Annotated in this window: 17 protein-coding genes; 12 read left to right on the top strand and 5 right to left on the bottom strand. The window is 62.0% G+C overall.

Features of this window, described 5'->3' with window-relative positions; genetic code table 11:
- Nucleotides 1–239: 239 nt before the first annotated feature.
- From WDU96_RS03715 to WDU96_RS03700, 4 genes are all read left to right on the top strand, one after another.
- A complete protein-coding gene (locus WDU96_RS03715; RefSeq protein WP_337337137.1) occupies nucleotides 240–707 on the top strand; it encodes a Rossmann-fold NAD(P)-binding domain-containing protein in 468 nt (155 codons plus the stop codon).
- A 104-nt stretch (nucleotides 708–811) separates the two neighbouring features.
- Entirely contained in the window at nucleotides 812–1162 is a 351-nt protein-coding gene (locus WDU96_RS03710) for a hypothetical protein (RefSeq protein ID WP_337337136.1), read from the top strand.
- A gap of 97 nt (nucleotides 1163–1259) precedes the next feature.
- Nucleotides 1260–2132, top strand: a complete 873-nt coding sequence (locus WDU96_RS03705) for a cytochrome c oxidase assembly protein (RefSeq protein ID WP_337337135.1) — start codon at nucleotides 1260–1262, stop codon at nucleotides 2130–2132.
- A gap of 2 nt (nucleotides 2133–2134) precedes the next feature.
- Entirely contained in the window at nucleotides 2135–2659 is a 525-nt protein-coding gene (locus WDU96_RS03700; protein ID WP_337337134.1) for a DUF2243 domain-containing protein, read from the top strand.
- A gap of 63 nt (nucleotides 2660–2722) precedes the next feature.
- Here WDU96_RS03700 and WDU96_RS03695 read toward each other — a convergent pair whose 3' ends face one another.
- The 3 genes from WDU96_RS03695 to WDU96_RS03685 form a co-directional block, all read right to left on the bottom strand.
- Complete coding sequence (locus WDU96_RS03695) at nucleotides 2723–3625, bottom strand: carbohydrate ABC transporter permease (protein ID WP_420063927.1); 903 nt, start codon at nucleotides 3623–3625, stop codon at nucleotides 2723–2725.
- Nucleotides 3622–4524 carry a carbohydrate ABC transporter permease gene (locus WDU96_RS03690; protein ID WP_337337133.1) on the bottom strand — a complete coding sequence of 301 codons (903 nt, stop codon included), beginning with the start codon at nucleotides 4522–4524 and terminating at the stop codon, nucleotides 3622–3624. The genes WDU96_RS03695 and WDU96_RS03690 overlap by 4 nt, the downstream gene beginning before the upstream one ends.
- 69 nt (nucleotides 4525–4593) lie before the next feature.
- A complete protein-coding gene (locus tag WDU96_RS03685; RefSeq protein ID WP_337337642.1) occupies nucleotides 4594–5877 on the bottom strand; it encodes an ABC transporter substrate-binding protein in 1284 nt (427 codons plus the stop codon).
- A gap of 135 nt (nucleotides 5878–6012) precedes the next feature.
- Here WDU96_RS03685 and WDU96_RS03680 point away from each other — a divergent pair, with 135 nt between their 5' ends.
- The 4 genes from WDU96_RS03680 to WDU96_RS03665 are packed head-to-tail and all read left to right on the top strand — an operon-like array spanning nucleotide 6013 to nucleotide 10269.
- Nucleotides 6013–7248: an ROK family transcriptional regulator gene (locus WDU96_RS03680; protein ID WP_337337132.1), complete on the top strand. Its 1236-nt coding sequence runs from the start codon at nucleotides 6013–6015 to the stop codon at nucleotides 7246–7248.
- Entirely contained in the window at nucleotides 7245–8321 is a 1077-nt protein-coding gene (locus WDU96_RS03675) for a substrate-binding domain-containing protein (RefSeq protein ID WP_337337131.1), read from the top strand. Before WDU96_RS03680 ends, WDU96_RS03675 begins: the two co-directional genes overlap by 4 nt.
- Nucleotides 8318–9088 carry an ATP-binding cassette domain-containing protein gene (locus tag WDU96_RS03670; RefSeq protein ID WP_337337130.1) on the top strand — a complete coding sequence of 257 codons (771 nt, stop codon included), beginning with the start codon at nucleotides 8318–8320 and terminating at the stop codon, nucleotides 9086–9088. Before WDU96_RS03675 ends, WDU96_RS03670 begins: the two co-directional genes overlap by 4 nt.
- Nucleotides 9085–10269 (top strand): sugar ABC transporter permease, encoded by a 1185-nt coding sequence (locus tag WDU96_RS03665; protein ID WP_337337129.1) that lies wholly within the window; start codon nucleotides 9085–9087, stop codon nucleotides 10267–10269. Before WDU96_RS03670 ends, WDU96_RS03665 begins: the two co-directional genes overlap by 4 nt.
- Nucleotides 10270–10438: 169 nt before the next feature.
- Here the strand turns inward: WDU96_RS03665 and WDU96_RS03660 are convergent, their stop codons facing one another.
- Nucleotides 10439–11023, bottom strand: a complete 585-nt coding sequence (locus WDU96_RS03660; protein ID WP_337337128.1) for a DUF1254 domain-containing protein — start codon at nucleotides 11021–11023, stop codon at nucleotides 10439–10441.
- On the opposite strand from WDU96_RS03660, the gene WDU96_RS03655 reads away from it, so the two are divergent.
- Entirely contained in the window at nucleotides 11017–11481 is a 465-nt protein-coding gene (locus WDU96_RS03655; RefSeq protein WP_337337127.1) for a DUF3237 domain-containing protein, read from the top strand. The genes WDU96_RS03660 and WDU96_RS03655 overlap by 7 nt on opposite strands.
- 68 nt (nucleotides 11482–11549) lie before the next feature.
- On the opposite strand, the gene WDU96_RS03650 is transcribed toward WDU96_RS03655, so the two are convergent.
- Nucleotides 11550–12782 (bottom strand): oxidoreductase, encoded by a 1233-nt coding sequence (locus WDU96_RS03650; RefSeq protein ID WP_337337126.1) that lies wholly within the window; start codon nucleotides 12780–12782, stop codon nucleotides 11550–11552.
- A gap of 216 nt (nucleotides 12783–12998) precedes the next feature.
- Here WDU96_RS03650 and WDU96_RS03645 point away from each other — a divergent pair, with 216 nt between their 5' ends.
- The 3 genes from WDU96_RS03645 to WDU96_RS03635 are packed head-to-tail and all read left to right on the top strand — an operon-like array spanning nucleotide 12999 to nucleotide 17112.
- On the top strand, nucleotides 12999–13607 hold the full coding sequence (locus WDU96_RS03645) for a GtrA family protein (RefSeq protein WP_337337125.1): 609 nt from the start codon (nucleotides 12999–13001) through the stop codon (nucleotides 13605–13607).
- The gene (locus tag WDU96_RS03640; RefSeq protein WP_337337124.1) at nucleotides 13604–15100 is read left to right on the top strand and encodes a glycosyltransferase family 2 protein; all 1497 of its coding nucleotides are present in this window, start codon (nucleotides 13604–13606) and stop codon (nucleotides 15098–15100) included. The genes WDU96_RS03645 and WDU96_RS03640 overlap by 4 nt, the downstream gene beginning before the upstream one ends.
- Nucleotides 15100–17112, top strand: a complete 2013-nt coding sequence (locus tag WDU96_RS03635) for a phospholipid carrier-dependent glycosyltransferase (protein WP_337337123.1) — start codon at nucleotides 15100–15102, stop codon at nucleotides 17110–17112. Before WDU96_RS03640 ends, WDU96_RS03635 begins: the two co-directional genes overlap by 1 nt.
- Nucleotides 17113–17150: the final 38 nt, after the last annotated feature.

Genomic DNA, 17150 nt, shown 5'->3' with positions numbered 1-17150 from the left:
ATGATCGGGTCGATCTGAGACTGCCGTGCCCTCTCGATCAAGGAATCAAAATGCGCGGGCGTGTGCATGGTCGAGCCGATGATCTGCGCGTGCGAGCGAAGTGCCGTGATACCCGGGCTCCGGGCACCCCAACCGCGCGCTGCGCATCCGCATGGAGTGCCGCATCACGCGGTGTTGTTGACCCGGAGGACGGCGCACTCGTGTCAGCATCCGGTACCGAAAAACGAATGAGAATTCCCATGACCATTGCCATCACGACCGCGAACGGCCAGCTCGGATCCGCCGTGGTCTCGGCCGTCGTAGCACGCGTCGGAACAAGCAACGTGGTCGCGCTGGCGCGCACACCCGAGAAGGCCCAGCACCTCGGAGTCGAGGTGCGCCCGGGCGACTATGACGATCGTGTGCAGCTGACGACCTCACTGCAAGGCATCGACGGCCCGACGCTCAGCCAGAGTGAACTCGCCAAGTACATCGGGGCACTCGTAGGGGTGACGCTGACATACCGCCCGATGAGCGACGCTGACTACCTCGTCGACAGAACCAGCGAGCTCGGCGACTTCTTCGGCCCCGTCATCGCGGGCATCTACCAGGGCATCCGCGAGGGCGCCAACGACACCACGAGCGACTTCGCCGCCGTCGTCGGTCGCCCCCACACATCATGGGACGAGTACTTCGCGAGCGTTGAGATCGCCCCACCCGTCGACTGACCACACCTCTCGCGGTGCGCTTAGCCCGCAGTTCGCACCGCGCGCGCAGCAGGAGCGATGTCAACCCCCTTCGCTGCGGCCATGCTGTTGTCTACTGTGCCGACATGGTGATCGAATTGAACAATCCCGCGCTGCGCCACGCCCGCGCTCTCCTCCGTGACGGCAAGGTGGTGCGCGACGAGCGTGACGACTGGTCGGAGGCAGCGCCCTCTGCAGACGACGAGAACTCCTTCATCGACGAGAACGGCTGGACCGAGTTTTCGCACTGGCATCTCGGGATCGACAAGAGCGAGAACGCCGAGACCAAGCAGGCGTACACCTTCCCGTTCGGCGATTTCGACCGGGTGCACAGATCCGGCGTCATCTCGGCCGAGAGCCGGGCCGGACAGTATGACCACACAGAGATCCGCGATGCGCTCCGATCGCTGCTCGACCTCATCGACGACACCGACTGATCTGACGTAGCAGAGCAGAGCAGATCGCACGCACCTCTCCGAGCGCGGTCCGCTGCACCCCGCGATGCCGCCATCATCGAGCTCACGAGCGGTGGTCATGACCACCCATAGCGATCGGAGTACCTTGCACCAGCATGGGACAGACTCGGGCACTTTCGCTGTCGAGCTCATCCTCGGCGCACCGTTCCTGCTCGCCATCGCGGTGTACGTCGTCGCCGTTCTCGGCGATCGCCGTCGCGGGCGGAGGTGGCCGTGGCACCGCATCGCTTTCTGGATCACGGGTGTGACGGTTGCCGCGACGGGATTCGTCGGCCCGCTCGCTTCAGCTGCGCATGACAGTTTCACCGCCCACATGGGGGCGCACCTGCTCGTGGGAATGGTTGCGCCGCTGCTTCTCGTAAGGGCTGCCCCGGTGACACTGGCGTTGCGCACGATGAGCGTCGTGCCGGCGCGGCGGTTGAGCCGGCTGCTGCGCAGCCCTCCCGCCCGTGTTCTGACCGACCCGGTCGTTGCTGCGTTGCTGAACGTCGGGGCCCTGTGGGTGCTCTACCTCACTCCGATGTACGAACTCATGCAGCAAGTCATGCTGGTGCACTGGATGGTGATGCTGCACTTTCTGTTCGCCGGGTACCTCTACACGGGGTCTTTGGTGGGAATAGATCCCTCTCCACACCGCGCGAGATTCGCCCTGCGATCTGTCGTGCTCGTGCTGTCGCTAGCCGCCCACGGAGTACTGGCAAAACTGCTCTACGCCTATCCGCCGCCAGGCGTGCCCACCGCCGAAGCACACAGCGGCGCGCAGCTGATGTTCTACGGCGGTGATGTCGTTGACTTCGTGCTGATCGTGCTGCTGTGCGCGCAGTGGTACCGCGTCACCGGCCGAAGGCTTCACACGACACCGGCGACCGCAGCAACGTTGCCAGATTCAGCATCCACCCGATCGCGATCGGGAACAGCGAAGGGAAACTGATCATGACCAGCACCCCGACCCGTATGGCGCGTTCTCCGTTGCGCAACCGGTCTTACTGGGCGGCGTTCCTACTCGGGATCGCCGCGATGGCGGCGATAGACGAGATCGTCTTTCATCAGATCCTCGCTTGGCACCACTTCTACGACAACGCCACGGCAGACATCGCGCTGCTCTCCGATGGCTTGCTGCATGCCGCCGAGCTGTTCATCTTCGTGTTCGGATTCTTTCTCATGCTCGACGCCCGCCGACGTCTCACATTCTGGCCCGCGGCCGGCTGGGCCGGGTTTCTGGTCGGCCTCGGACTGTTCCAACTGTGGGACGGCGTCATCGATCACAAGGTCTTGCGCTTGCACCAGATCCGGTATGAGGTCGACCTGCTGCCGTACGACGTTGCGTGGAACGTCGCGGGCAGCCTATTGCTGCTTGCCGGCATCGCCTGGACGATCGTGCTCGCTCGCCGAGAAGAGCCGAATGCGCGCGATGACCGGCTCGCGCAAGATTCCGCCCGTCACGACCAACCTCAGTAGCCTTACCCACGGCGAAGCCCTCGGGCACGCGAGAGGCGCAACCCGAGGGCTTCAACGTGCGGCCTAGCCTTTTACCGAACCAGACATCAGGCCACCGACGAAGTACTTTCCGAGCAGGATGTACACGATCAGCGGGGGCAGTGACGCGAGAAGTGCTCCCGCCATCGAGATGCCGTAGTCCTGCAACAGGGCACCGTTGGCAAGGTTGTTGAGCGCGAGCGTCACCGGGCCGTTCTGGCTCGAAGAGAAGAACACGGCGAACAGGAAGTCGTTCCACGCGTTTGTGAACTGCCAGATCAACACCACGACGAAACTGGGCAGCGAGATCGGCAAGATGATCGACCAGTAAGTGCGCAGCATCCCGGCGCCATCTACTCGTCCCGCCTCGATCAACTCATGCGGCACAGTCATGTAGTAGTTGCGAAAGATCAGCGTCGTGATCGGAATGCCGTAGATCACGTGCAGCAGAATGAGCGACGGCACTCCACTGGGAATGCCTGCCCCGAGCATGATCTCCAACAGCGGGATCATGACCGCCTGATACGGGATGAACATCCCGAACAGAATCAGGGTGAATACGACGTTTGCGCCGGGAAAGCGCCACAGCGACAGTACAAAGCCATTCAGCGATCCGAGGAACGCCGAAATGATCGCCGAGGGAATCACGATCATGAACGAGCGTCCGATCGAGGGCGCTAGCGCATTCCACGCGCCGATCCAATTGTCGAGAACCCAGATCTCTGGCAGGTTCCATGCCCGCACGGGGGATGCATCTCCGGCGCCTTTGAAGCTGGTTACGAAAAGCACGTAGACCGGTGTGAGCACCACCATGACAAAGAAGATCATCAAGGCGAATCGCAGGGTGCGCGAGACGCTGAAGCGGCTCTTCGTCTTTCTCCGGGGGGCATCGATGGCGGGTTCGTTCGCACTCGACGACAACGCCGGAGCAGAAACCGAGGAAGTCATCGCTTCTCCTGACGGTTGGTCCAAAAGAGGTACGGCACCACGATCACCGCGACGATGACGAGCAGAATCGTGCCGACCGCGGCAGCATTCGCGTAGTCAAAGCTCGACTTGAAGACGTACATGTCGACGGCGGGCACCTTGGTCTGGTAGTTCGCGGGCTTCGAAATCGACATGATGAGGTCGAACGATTTCAGCGACATATGCCCGATGATGATGAGGGCCGACAGCGCAACAGGCGAAAGTTGCGGAAACAGCACCAGACGATAGAGCTGCCACTCAGACGCGCCGTCCATCCTGGCCGCCTCGCGCAGCTCCTCGGGGATTCCTCGAAAACCAGCGAGAAACAGCGCCATGACGTAGCCCGAGAGCTGCCAGATCGCTGGAAGGGCGATCGCTGTGATGCCGAAGGTGACATCGTTCCACCAGGGGTTCTGCAGAAAGTCGAGCCCGACCATCTGGAACAGACGATTGAGACCGCTCGCATTCTCGCCTTCGTTCGAGTTCAGCAGCCAACGCCATACGACACCGGATGCTACGAAAGAGACAGCCATCGGAAACAGGTAGATGGAGCGAAAAATGCCTTCCCCGCGGGATGGCTTGTCCATCATCCAGGCCCAGCAGAAGCCGATGACCATCGTTCCGATGAGAAAGACGACGGTGAACAGCAGGAGGTTCATCAGCGAGTGCTGAAAGCTGCTGCTTCCCAGAAGCGCGAAGTAGTTCTCGAACCAGACCACAACGGTCGGCTGCTGGCCGGTTGCCTGTGCAGCGGTGTGATTGTCAGTAATCGAGGTCTGAAAGTTGGCAGCCAGCAGGCCGTAGACGAACACTGCCAACAAGATGAGTGAAGGTGCGAGCAACAGCAGGGGTGGGCCCGCCGATTTGAGTCGCTTCAGCATAGAAGTACTTTCCGAATTAGTCAGAGTGAGCTGCCCGGAACTGTGACAGTCCCGGGCAGCTCAGTGGGCTCAGCCGTTGACGGCGGCTGCGAGCTCGGACTGGAATGTTGCGAGGTCAGATGCCCCGGTCGTGAACTTGCTCGTGGCGTCGGAGACCTTGTTGAGCGTCGCGACGGGCGCTGCTGCACCGTGTGCGAGCGATGACACGATGACGTCAGTCTGGAATGCCTCGATGGCCGACTGCTGGTACGGGCTGAAGTCGCTCGTGTCTGCGTCGGTGCGTGCCGGAATCGATCCCTTGGCCTTGTTGAATGCTGCCTGTCCGTCAGCGGAGGACACGGTCTCAAGCCATGCCTTCGCACCGTCTTCGTTCGGCGCTCCGACCGGCAAGGTGAACGAATCCGCGAGGAAGTCGAACACTCCGTCAGTGCCAGGAACCGGGAAGTAGATGTAGTCAGTCGGCGACGCGAGCCCCGCCTCAGCGAACGCGGCTTCTGCCCAGTCGCCCATCACGTTGAACCCGGCCTGACCGTCGATGATCTGCTGGGTGGCGTCGGGCCAGTCCAAGCCGTCGCGGTCGCTGTTGGTGTAGGTCATGAGCGTTTCGAAGTCTTCGAGCGCTGCGGTGACCTCTGGGCCTTCCCAGTCGGTCGAGCCGTCCCACAGACCGTTGTATGCCTCGGCACCCAACGATGACAGCAGAACCGTCTCGAGGAAGTTCACCTGAGTCCATGTGGTCGCCATCGAGAGGGGCGTCTTGCCCGACTCTTGTACAGCGTCGAGGGCCACGATCCATTCGTCGATGTCGGCGTACTCTGCTTCGGGGTCGAGGCCCGCATCAGCCAGTACGGTCGGGTTTGCCCACACTACGTTCGCGCGGTGAATGTTTGACGGCACCGAGTAGATGTTGCCATCTACGGTGAGGCGGTCAATGAGATCGGCGGGGAATGCGTCGGTAAGACCGAATTCGTCATACAGGTCGGAAACGTCCTGAATCTGGGCAGCATCGATGTAGTCCTGAAGCTCGGCACCGGCGTGAGCCTGGAACGTGTCAGGTGCATCCCCTGCCTGCAGCCGCGACTGAAGCAAGTCTTTGGCAGCTGAGCCCGCTCCACCTGCGACGGCGCCGTTGACGAACTCGAGGTCGGGGTTCTGCTCATTGAAAACGCCCACCAGAGCGTCGAGGCCTGCCTTCTCAGAACCGGCGGCCCACCAGGTGAAGACTTCTACCTCGGGTCCGCTGCTGCCGCCGCCATCGTTGCTCTCGTCGGTCGAAGTGCTCGAGCAGCCTGCAAGCACCAGTGCGGTTGCTGCCGCTCCTGCACCGAGCGCGATCCATTTCTTGCTACGCATTGTCATATCGTCTTCCTTGCCGATGTGGTGCACGGTTCCCCATGCCTGAGCGCTGCCTTGCGCTCGCTGTGTGATCATCTTCGAGGCCAACAAGGCTTGAAGTCAAGACTTGAACTCAATAACTCGATAACCGTGATGATTGCGTTACTTCTCGAAGTCAACGGGATCACGATGTATCGTACGGGTGTGCAGCACACGCAAGCGGCAACGGGGTCGCAGACATCGTTGCGCGAGGCGAACCGTGCTCGCGTCGTCGGTGCTGTGCAACAGCACGGGTCGCTGACGCAAGTAGAGCTAGCGGGAATCACCGGTCTCTCGCCAGCGAGCGTCTCGAATATCGTCACTGAACTTGCCGATGCCGGCATACTCGATACGAGTCCCTCGATTCGGTCGGGAAGAAGAGCACGGCTCGTTACTCTCGCCCGTTCTATCGGTGTTGTCGCAGGAATAGACGTGGGCGCGCGATCGATGAGCGTCGCGCTAGCCGACACGTCGATGCGGATCTTGGCAACGGAAACATTGCCTCTGGCGCCTGACCACCGTGCAGACATGAGTTTGCAACGTGCCGCAATGCTCGTGCACGAACTCGTCGAGTCTGTCGACGCATCGGCCGATGAGCTGCTCGCTGTCGGTGTCGGTGTTCCAGTGCCGGTCGACGTTTCTTCAGGGATGGTCTCGTCGACTTCGTTGCTTCTCGGATGGGATGGAGCGGCAGTCGCCGACGTGCTCGCCACCGTCTTGCGAGCGCCAGCAGCTGTCGACAATCACGCCAATCTCGGCGCGCTCGCCGAGGCTCGATACGGTGCTGGCGTCGGCCGTGACCCCGTCGTCTACGTCAGCGTTTCACACACCATGAGTGCCGGCATCGTCGTAGACGGAAAGCTACTTCACGGGCGCCGAGGTGCTGCTGGCGAGCTCGGACACATGATCGTTGACGAGCGCGGAGCCGTATGCAGGTGCGGCAATAGAGGGTGCCTCGAGACTGTTGCGGGTTCGGCCGCGCTTCTCAGAATGTTGAGCGTAAGCCACGGTCACCTGACTCTCGACGATGTGATCGCGCGGGGCCTCGACGGTGATCCTGGATGCCAGCGCGCAATAGCCGACACCGGGCGAAGCCTCGGGGCCGCGATCGCGACCGTCTGCAACCTGATCGATCCCGACATTGTCGTGATCGGGGGCGATCTGGTCGCATCAGGCGAGCTGCTCCTTGCGCCGCTGCGAGAGGCCGTGCAGCACAACACTCTGGCGTCGTCTAGCGGCTACGCAGACGTGGTCGCTGCGGAATTCGGCCGTGAGGCAGAGCTGCGCGGAACGCTCGCCGCCGCACTCGATCGCGCGCGGGCGCTCGGCGTGCTGGGGGTCATTTCATGAATCGGGTAATCCGGCGAATCTTCGCTGCGGTCTTCGGCGTCCTCATTCTCGGCACACTTGTCGGATGCGTGGGCAGTGCGGCAGAGTCGCCTGCCGGCACGATCGGGCTGCTCCTGCCCGAAGCGGGCGTGTCGAGATACGAGACGTCAGACCGACCCGTGTTCGAAGACGTCGTTGCCAAACGGTGCCCCGAGTGCGATCTGTTGTACGCGAACGCTGGCTCCAGTGCGGCGCGCCAGCAAGAACAGGCAGAAGCCATGCTTGCACGCGGTGTAGATGTGATCGTGATCGACGCAGTCGATACCATCGCCGCAGAGAGCATCGTGGTCGAAGCGTCGCGCCACGGAGCAGATGTCATCGCCTACGACCGATTCATCGATCACCCAGATGTCGATATCTACGTGTCATTCGACTCCGAACTCATCGGGAGAGTCCAGGCCGATGCCGTGGTCGCGGCTCTACCGTCAGACACCGACGAGGTTCCGGGCCTCTTGCTGGTGCATGGTTCACCGACCGACCCGAACGCCGCAGCCCTGCGGGCAGGCGTGCATCAAGCCCTCGAAGGTGCCAACGTCGAGATCCTCGGTGAGTTCGAGGCCCCTGCGTGGAGCTCTACGCAGGCACAAGAGTGGGTCTCGGGGCAGCTAACGCAGTTTCCGGGTCGGGTCGATGGCATCGTCGCCGCCAATGATGCGCTCGCTGGTGGCGCCATCGCAGCGCTGAAAGCGGCAGGCGTCGATCCCGTTCCCCCCGTATCGGGACAAGATGGCGAACTTTCAGCGATTCAGCGAATCGTCGATGGCAACCAGCTGATGACTGTCGCGAAGGCAACCGATGATCAAGCACGCACGGCGGCAGAAATCGCCGTTCGTCTGCTCCGCGGCGAAGATCCCGCCGCTCCCAGCATGATCTTGGGAATACCGAGCTTCGTGCTCGCCCCCACGACCGTCGAACAGGGCGATATCGAACGGGTGATCGTGCAGGGTCGCGTGCACTCACTCGAAGCCATCTGCACTCCCGACTATGCCGATGCCTGCGTGCGCGTCGGACTCATTGACAAGGAGATCCAATGACGGCTGTCGTCTCAATCGAAGGCGTGTCAAAAGACTTCGGCGCTGCGCAGGCGCTCATCGACATCGACCTGCAGATCATTGCGGGCGAAGTGCTCGCGATCGTTGGTGACAACGGGGCGGGAAAATCGACCCTGATGGGAGTGGTCTCAGGGGCGATAGCCCCCTCTGCTGGAGTGCTACGCGTGGATCAGCGGCCGGTGAAGTTCGGGTCGCCGGCCGATGCGCGAGGCACCGGAATCGTGGCTTCTCCTCAGGGCCTTTCGCTTTGCGAGAATCTCGATGTGGTCGAGAACCTCTACCTGGGCCATGAGAACGTGGCGAAAGGCTTGCTCGACGAGGTGAGCATGGAGCGTGGCGCCCGGGTCGTGTTAGACAGCCTGGCAGCGCGTATTCCCGACGTCCGCGTCCCCGTCCACGCACTCTCCGGTGGCCAACGTCGCAGCGTGGCAATCGCACGCACGCTTCTCGGTGATCCGCGAGTCATTCTGCTCGACGAGCCGACAAATGCACTCGGAGTGCGCCAGACTGCGCAGATTCTCACGCTCATCGGCCGACTGCGTGCGCGTGGTCTCGCGGTGGTGCTCGCGAGTCATTCAATCACTGACGTTCTCGCGGTAGCTGATCGAGTCGCTGTGCTGCGCCTCGGCCGCCTTGTTGCAGAGTACGACGCGGCAGACATCACGGCGGAGCAGTTGCTCGGAGCGATCACGGGAGCAACTGCACCGACCAGCCCGGGTGCGACCAACAGGGGACGGAAGCGAGCATGAACCTTGCCGAGTCCTGGCGAAGAATCCGAGATGGCGAACGGCCTCTAGTTCCCATCATTGCGGCGCTCTTCGTGATCTGGATCGTTCTGGGAATCGCGTCGCCCACATTCTGGACACCTGAGAACCTCGTCAACCTCTCACTCCAATCGGTGTCAACCGGCATCATCGCCCTGGGCGTCGTGATCGTGCTTTTGATCGGACAGATTGATCTTTCCGTGGGGTCAGTGAGTGGTCTCGCCGCCGCCATTGCAGCGGTGGCAGCGACTTCGTTGGGCTGGAATCTCGCACTTGCCGTGCTGGCCGCGCTGCTTGCAGGCTCTGTCATCGGATTCATCTACGGGATCCTCATCGCCCGGGTTGGCCTGCCCGGGTTCGTGCTGACATTGGCTGGTCTATTGATCGCTGTCGGCATTCAGTGGCAGATTCTCGGCGACGCCGGTTCGATCAACATGCCGTTCGACTCGTGGCTGGTGCGATTCAGCCAAACGGCATTCGTGCCGAACTGGCTCGCATGGGTTTTGGTCATAGCCGTAACAACCGGCATCACGCTCACGCGATTCATCGAACGGCGACAGCGCCTTGTGGCTGAGCTCCCCGCCGAAACGCCTCTAGCAATCGCACTCAGAGGAATCTTGATCGCGGTAATGCTTGCCATTCCTGTCGCGTACCTTTCGCAAGAGCGCGGAATCGGGTGGAGCGTCGTACTGTTCATCGCTCTCGTGTGGGGCACCGACATTCTGCTGCGGCGAACTCGATGGGGCAGAGGAATTCGTGCAATCGGCGGCAACCCGCAGGCCGCGCGATTGGCTGGTGTGCGAGTGCAAACAATCGTCGTCAGCGCATTTGTGGCCTGTTCGACACTCGCTGCGCTTGGGGGAATTCTCGGCGCGGGCCGCCTTGCCGCAGCCAATCAAAGCTCGGGCGGCGGTGAGGTCTTTCTCATCGCGATCGCCGCCGCAATCGTCGGCGGCACGAGCCTCTATGGCGGACGAGGAAGCGCATGGTCGGCGTTCATCGGGATCTTGGTGATTCAATCCATCGCCAACGGGTTGACGCTGATCGACCTCGACGCCTCGGCCCGCAACATCGCAACGGGCCTGGTGCTGGTGCTCGCGGTTACCATCGACACACTGCTCAGCAGGCGACGAAGCCCGTTCGCAGGATCAACAAACGGGTCTTGACCCGCGCGGGAGGCCTTCGAATAGATGATCCGCCTGTTCTCTAGCGCAGATCATCCCTACCGGAAACGAAGCGGGTGCGACTGCTCTTTCGGGTGCGTTGTTCAACGGCGACAAGGGCTCCAGGCGTGCTAGGGCTACGCGACCTACAAGCGGCGATGTGCCGTCGTTTTCATACTTGAGCAAGCCACTCCACGCCGCGATCTAGAGTCGCGACGACGGGTCCCCGGTCGCGCGCGGCTGGCGCAAACTGCTGCGACCAGAGCCGCATCTTCTCAAAAAATGCAACATCTTCAGGTGCCGACGCATCAGGAACCGCGATCCCCTTCGGAGTCGCGGAGACGTCGAGCTGAGTCAACGTCGTGGTGTCTTGGAGAGCGTGCACAACAGCGAGGTCAGCATCGCTTGCCACCGCCCATCTGCCGACAATCGACGCAACGTGCGTCGGCACATGAATAACGGTGTGCCCGTCGGGCGCTTCCCCTTGCCACCCTGGCGGAACCAGCAGAAAATCGCCCTCGCCCGTACCTGTTGCGCGGTGCCCTACATACGCAAAGTTGTTCGTCCACGCATCCACGAACTGCAACACGTAATAGCGTCCGTCGGTATCGGGGCGGAGATCGTCACCGAAGCCACCGCATCGCTTCACGACGGCGAACTTGGGGCGCTCGCAGCAGCCCTTCCGGCACTCGAACGACTGCGCGACGTGCTCGTCGAACAAAGCCGCCGCGCCGAGCGGGAGCGAGCACGATGACATCGCCGACGGTGCCCAGTCTCGAGCCCGCGTTCGAGGTGGTGGTGCAGCTCGGTGCCCCCGAGGACTTCGGAACAACCCGCGCGGGGCACCGACGAGTCGTCCCGATCATCGGCGGCGAGATCACGGGATTGATGACTGCCGGCATCCTCGCCGGAGGAGCGGATTGGCAGCTCGTCAGGCCCGACGGCGCGCTCGAGATCGACGGTCGGTATTGCGCCCGCACGGCAGACGGTGAGCTCGTCTATCTCCAGGTCTGCGGTGTTCGCAGCGGACCGCCTGACGTTCTCTCCGCGTTGCTCGCGGGCGACGACGTCGATCCGTCCGCGTACTACTTCCGCACGGTGGTCTCGATCGAGACGTCGTCTTCGGCGCTCGCTCATTTGCAGCACGCGGTCTTCGTCGCCTCCTGCATCCGCGAGGCTACCACCGTTCGCTACACCGCGTATCGCGTCACGTGACCGCGGCCGTCACCGTTCGAGAACGACACGCGCCTGACTCTTTGACCGGGCATGACGAGAATTGAATTTCACGACTCTTCTTCAATGACGCAAATGCCGTGCTTTCGTTGCCACGTCGGTATTCGTGCAGCATCGCGCGACTCGTTGGCATCGATGGCTTGACGCGGCGTGAGATCGAAGGTCGTTTCCTCATGGTTCGCGAGGGCTGTGAGTCGCATGGTGAACCATGCCGTGATGCCGCCGGGCGGCGGTGCATCGAATCGGGGAAATGGCGGATCACCACCCGCTGACTGAAGCCACTTCGCGGGCATTTCCGGGTCCAGAGCCATCGTCCTGGCAAGACCGACAAGGTCTGCCGTTCCAGACGACACAGCTTGTGTTGCTTCGTCTCGGAACTTGAAGCCGCCGGTCACCACGAGAGGCGTATTGGTCACTTCACGCGCCTGTCGGGCAAAGTCCAGAAAATACGGGCCCGAAGATCGCTTCTCAGAACTCGCCTCAGCACCTGGGAAGTACGTTCCACCACTGAGGTCAAGAAGATCGATCGCTTCATCCCCCAACAGCGACACGACAACCAGAGCCTCATCCTCGGTCAGCCCGCCAGCAAGCTGGTCGCTCGTGTTGATCTTGACACCGATCCCGAAACTCGGCCCGACCTCGACACGAATCTGCTTCACGATCTCGACAAGGATCCGAGATCTGTGCTCGATGCTGCCGCCATAGCGGTCCGTTCGATGATTGAACAGCGGAGAGAGGAACTGGCTAAGCAAGAACCCATGACCCGCATGCACCTCGACGCCCGAGAATCCAACGGACTGAGCGTGGCGCGCAGCGCGCGCATACACCTGAGGTAGAGCCTCGACGGCAGCCAGAGGAAGCTCGCCGCAGTGCAGTCCATCTATGTGCAACTCCGACGGACCTGCAGCGGAAGAGATCGGAGACCACGCCAACGCACCGGCATGGCCAAGTTGCACCCAAGTATGGGCCCCACTCTCAGCGCCTGCAAGCGCAAGCTGACGCAGTCGTTCATCATCAGAACCGGGATGCAGCACAAGGTTGCCCGGGCGTTCAGGATAGGCCGGGTCGACCTGCACCTCACCTACCAGCAGAAGTGCAGCCCCGCCCTGGGCCCAGCGCCGATACAACTCGACCTGCGCAGCACTCGGATCCCCCGTGCCATCACCCAAAGAATCCGACATCGCTGCCTTCACGATGCGGTTCTTCAAAACAAGCCCGCACGGTAGTCCCAGCGGTGCGCCCAACACCTCAACCGGTCCCAGCTCGCCACCGTCAACGCTCATCACCTCAGGCTACGGGGTGCCATTGAATTGCTTGACGGCGCGGGTGCCGCCGGCGACAAGGATCCCACGACGAGGAAACGTCTTGATGTTCCATCCAGGCAACTCGGGTTCGCCTCATACGCCGTCAAAGTTGATACGCGAAAGCGATGTGAACAGAAGATTTCACCTTCCTGAGTAATGCCTGAGTGCTCCAAACCGGCATCCCATCCGCTGCGTATGACTGTCGTGCGAAAAAATACCGAAGTAGTGGAAACCCGCGGGATGCCCGCCGCGGCTGTCCCGTCTGCATCCCCCGATGCTGGAGAAGCCTCCCCTTCGACGCATGACCTTTCGAAGTCCCCGCGGTCGCTGCGGTCGCGCATCTTCGGCCAGCTAGTCAGTTTCGGTTTTGTCGGGGCGCTGGCGTTCGTCGTCGATGTGACGATCTACAACCTCGTGCGTGCGACCGTTCTGCAGGACTCGCCGATCTGGTCAAAAGTTGTCAGCGTCGCCGTAGCCACCGCCGTTGCGTGGCTAGGCAACCGGTACCTCACCTTTCGACGTGAGCGCTCGCCCCAGGCCTTTCGCGAGGGCGTGCTTTTCGCCGTGGTCAATGTCATCGGCTTGTTTATCGCTGCAGGCTGTCTCTTCATTTCGCACTACTTGCTTGGATTCACCTCTCAGCTCGCCGACAACATCTCAGGCAACGGGGTCGGGCTTGTTCTCGGTACGACCTTCCGCTTCGCTGCCTACCGGTGGCTGGTCTTCTCGCCGCGCTCGCGCACGCTGCGCCTGACGCACTCCACTCATCGATCGGTCCGCACGGACTCTGGAGCTAACTCGTGATCATCACCCGATACAACATTGCACCCGTCGCGGTTCAACCCGACTCCGACCCCGCCTCCGAACCGCTTCTGACCCCGATCGCTCCCGCACCAGGACAACAGCCTTCGAACGGCACCGACGTTCTGGTGCCCATCGATTCGGGCACGGCGTTCACCGGCGGACTTCTTCCTGACTGGTCGTTTGGCGAGTGGGCCGCCTACAGCGGAATCGTTCTGCTGGCGCTCTTTCTCACCGCGATTGCAACGACAACTCTTTGGTGGATGCTGCACGCTTGGCGCTCAGCGGATGACTTGCGGGCGACCCAGTTCAGCGCATCGCCTCGCCCCGCCCGGCACCGATTTACACTCCTGGTGCCGGGGCGCCACGAAGAAGAAGTCATGGGCCAAACCCTGGATCGTCTTGCCCAGCAGGATCATCCCGACTTCGAGATCATCGCGATCGTCGGCCACGACGATCCAGGAACCGAGCTGGTCGTGCGAGAAGCCGCCGCCCGCAACCCTCATCTCATCAAGGTGGTCGTCGATGACAGCGTGCCCAAGAACAAGCCGAAAGCACTGAACCGCGCCCTCCAGATCGCTACGGGTGACGTCGTTGGGGTGTTCGACGCCGAAGACGAAGTGCACCCCGGACTGCTGACTGTCGTTGACTCGAAGTTTCAAGAGACTGGCGCCGATGTGGTGCAGGGCGGCGTTCAGCTGATGAACTTCGAAACAAGCTGGTGGTCGCTACGCAACGTGCTGGAATACTACTTCTGGTTTCGCTCCCGTCTGCACTTTCATGCTCGTTCGAAGTTCATTCCTCTGGGAGGGAACACCGTCTTCGTCACTCGCGAACGCCTCGAATGGTCGAAGGGCTGGGACGACCAGTGTCTCGCGGAGGACTGCGAGCTGGGCGTGCGTCTTTCAAGCGACGGCGCGAAAGTGGTCGTGGCGTACAACCCCGAGTATGTGACCCGCGAAGAGACGCCACCGACCCTGAAGTCCCTGTATAAGCAACGCACACGCTGGAATCAAGGCTTTTTGCAGGTGCTCGGCAAAGGTGAGTGGAAGAAGCTCCCGACGCTTCGTCAGCGCATGTACGCCCGCTACATGCTGAACATGCCGTTTCTGCAGGCCGCGACTGGCTTGTTGATTCCGATTTCGATCGCCTTCATTCTGCTCGTCAAGGTTCCCACCGCGGTCGCGCTCATCACCTTTCTTCCGCTGATTCCTACGGTGATCACCCTTGTCGTTGAAGCCGCCGGGCTCACCGAGTTCGGTCGGATCTATGACAAAAAGGTGCGGATGCGCGACTACACGAAGCTCATCCTTGGTCTGGTGCCATACCAGATCTTTCTCGCGGCAGCTGCCGTCCGCTCTGTTGTCCGCCAGCTGCGCGGCGATGGCAGCTGGGAGAAAACCGAACACACGGGGGCGCATCGTGACGCTGCGGTTGCGCCAGAATCCACCGCCGTGCCCGTATTGGCCACGGCTGGCGCATCGGAGACGAAGTGATGACGACGACGCTCGACCGAAACCAAACGACCTCAGCGACACCGATCTCGAGCGACGACGTCACCTCAGCCGCTGACGCGCGCCCGGCATCACGCTGGCGCACTCGCGTGACCGACCTCGTGTGGCTGCTCCCCCCTCTCGCGCTCGGGATGCTGATCAATGCGATCAACCTGGGCGGTTCGCCACAGCGCATCGACGATGAAGGAACGTACACAGCGCAAGCCTGGGCTCTGGGCAATCTCGGCGAGCTCACTCACTACACATATTGGTACGACCACCCTCCGCTCGGCTGGATCCAGATTGCCGGCTATGCGGGGCTCACTGGCGCTTGGGACCGGCACGATGTCGCAGTCGTTGCGGCCCGCGAAGCGATGCTGGTTGCCACCGCTATCGCTGGCATCTTGCTCTGGTTTCTCGTTCGGCGCATCGGCTTCGCGCGTCTGACCGCGTCGGTGGCTACGGCTCTGTTCCTGCTTTCACCGCTCGCGGTGCAGTTTCACCGGCAGGTGTATCTCGACAACATCGCGACTGCGTGGCTACTGGGCGCGCTCTTGCTCGCGATGAGCCGACACAAGCAGCTCCTTGGATACATCGCAGCGGCCGCGGCTTTCGGCATTGCCGTGCTTACCAAAGAGACCTACCTGCTCGCACTACCTCTCGTGGCCTGGCTCATGTGGCGCGGCGCTGACCGAACGACGCGTCGCTACACGCTCTCTGTCGCATCGGCAGTGCTCGCGCTCGTCGGTCTGGTCTATATCGCGTTCGCTCTCGTAAAGGGCGAGGTGGTTCCTGGTGTGGGGCGAGTCAGCCTCTTTGAGGGTCTCGCATTTCAGCTCGCCTCTCGCGAGGGCAGCGGCTCGCTGTTCGACCCCGAGAGCCTCATGTCTCGCACTATCGGCCTGTGGTGGCAACTGGACTCCGTGTTGATTGTGGCTGCCCTCACCGCAGCTGTTGCGGCGCTGTTTGTGCGACGTCTGCGCCCGTGGGCGATTACGTTGTTGGCGCTCACAGCATTCATGTTTCGCGGCGGCTATCTGCCGGTCCCGTACGTCATCATCCTGCTTCCGTTCGCAGCAATCGTTATCGCCGGCATGGCGCAGGTTGCCGCAGAACGACTCCGTGCGCGCACGGGCAAGCACCGGGTGTTGTCGCGCATTGGCGGCGGACTCGTGGCAGCAGGACTCGTGATGGCCCTTGTCATTGCCGCGCCGCTATGGACCGCACAGCTGCGCGGCTTCTTACTGGCCGACCTTGACGAGCCGCTTCGCGACGCAGAGACGTGGATGGTAGAGAACGCCCCGGGTGACGCCCGCATACTCGTTGACGATGCGATGTGGGTGGATCTCGTGAGCGAGGGCTTCACTCGCGAGAATGTCATCTGGTATTACAAGGCCGACACAGACCCCGACGTGCAGACCCTCGCTCCCAACGGGTGGCGCGACTACGACTATGTGGTCACGACTGATTCGATGCGAACGTTTCCGACGGAGTTTCCAACGGTACGGCAAGCCATCGACAACAGCGTCGTCGTGGCCTCATTCGGCGAGGGCCCCCAGCAAGTAGACGTGCGTTTCGTCGACGGCGAGCAGTCGGGACTTGAGCAAGCGAGCGACGATGGCCTGTACGCGGCGCGCTCGATTGCCGGTCAACAGCTCTTGCGCAACCCTGACGTGGGCGTACCCGCCGAGGAGCAAGACCTGCTGACAGCGGGCGTAATCGACGCTCGCATCCTGCTCTCGCTCGCGCAGCTAGCGGCAATCGGGCAGATCGACATTGCGGACATCAGTCAGCTCGACGGAGATCCATCAGGGGTGTACCGGCAACTCACGATCAGCTCGTTCGCAGGCGAAGATGCGCGAGGCGACGCACTCGGCTCTGACGCCGCGCTGCGCTTCTTCGACTCTCTGACCGGCACACTCGCACCCCTCTCGGCAGACCGCAGCGACGCCGGAGTAATCGTCACCTTCTCGCCGGTCGAACCACTCAACCTGCTGCCGCGGCCCGCGGCATGACTCAGGTTCGGACGACTGCACAAACCGACCGAACCTCG

Source organism: Microbacterium marmarense (genome assembly GCF_037204165.1).
Taxonomy (GTDB): Bacteria; Actinomycetota; Actinomycetes; order Actinomycetales; family Microbacteriaceae; genus Microbacterium; species Microbacterium marmarense.
Note: the sequence above shows the minus strand (reverse complement) of the source record. Positions and strands in the feature narration are given on the sequence as shown.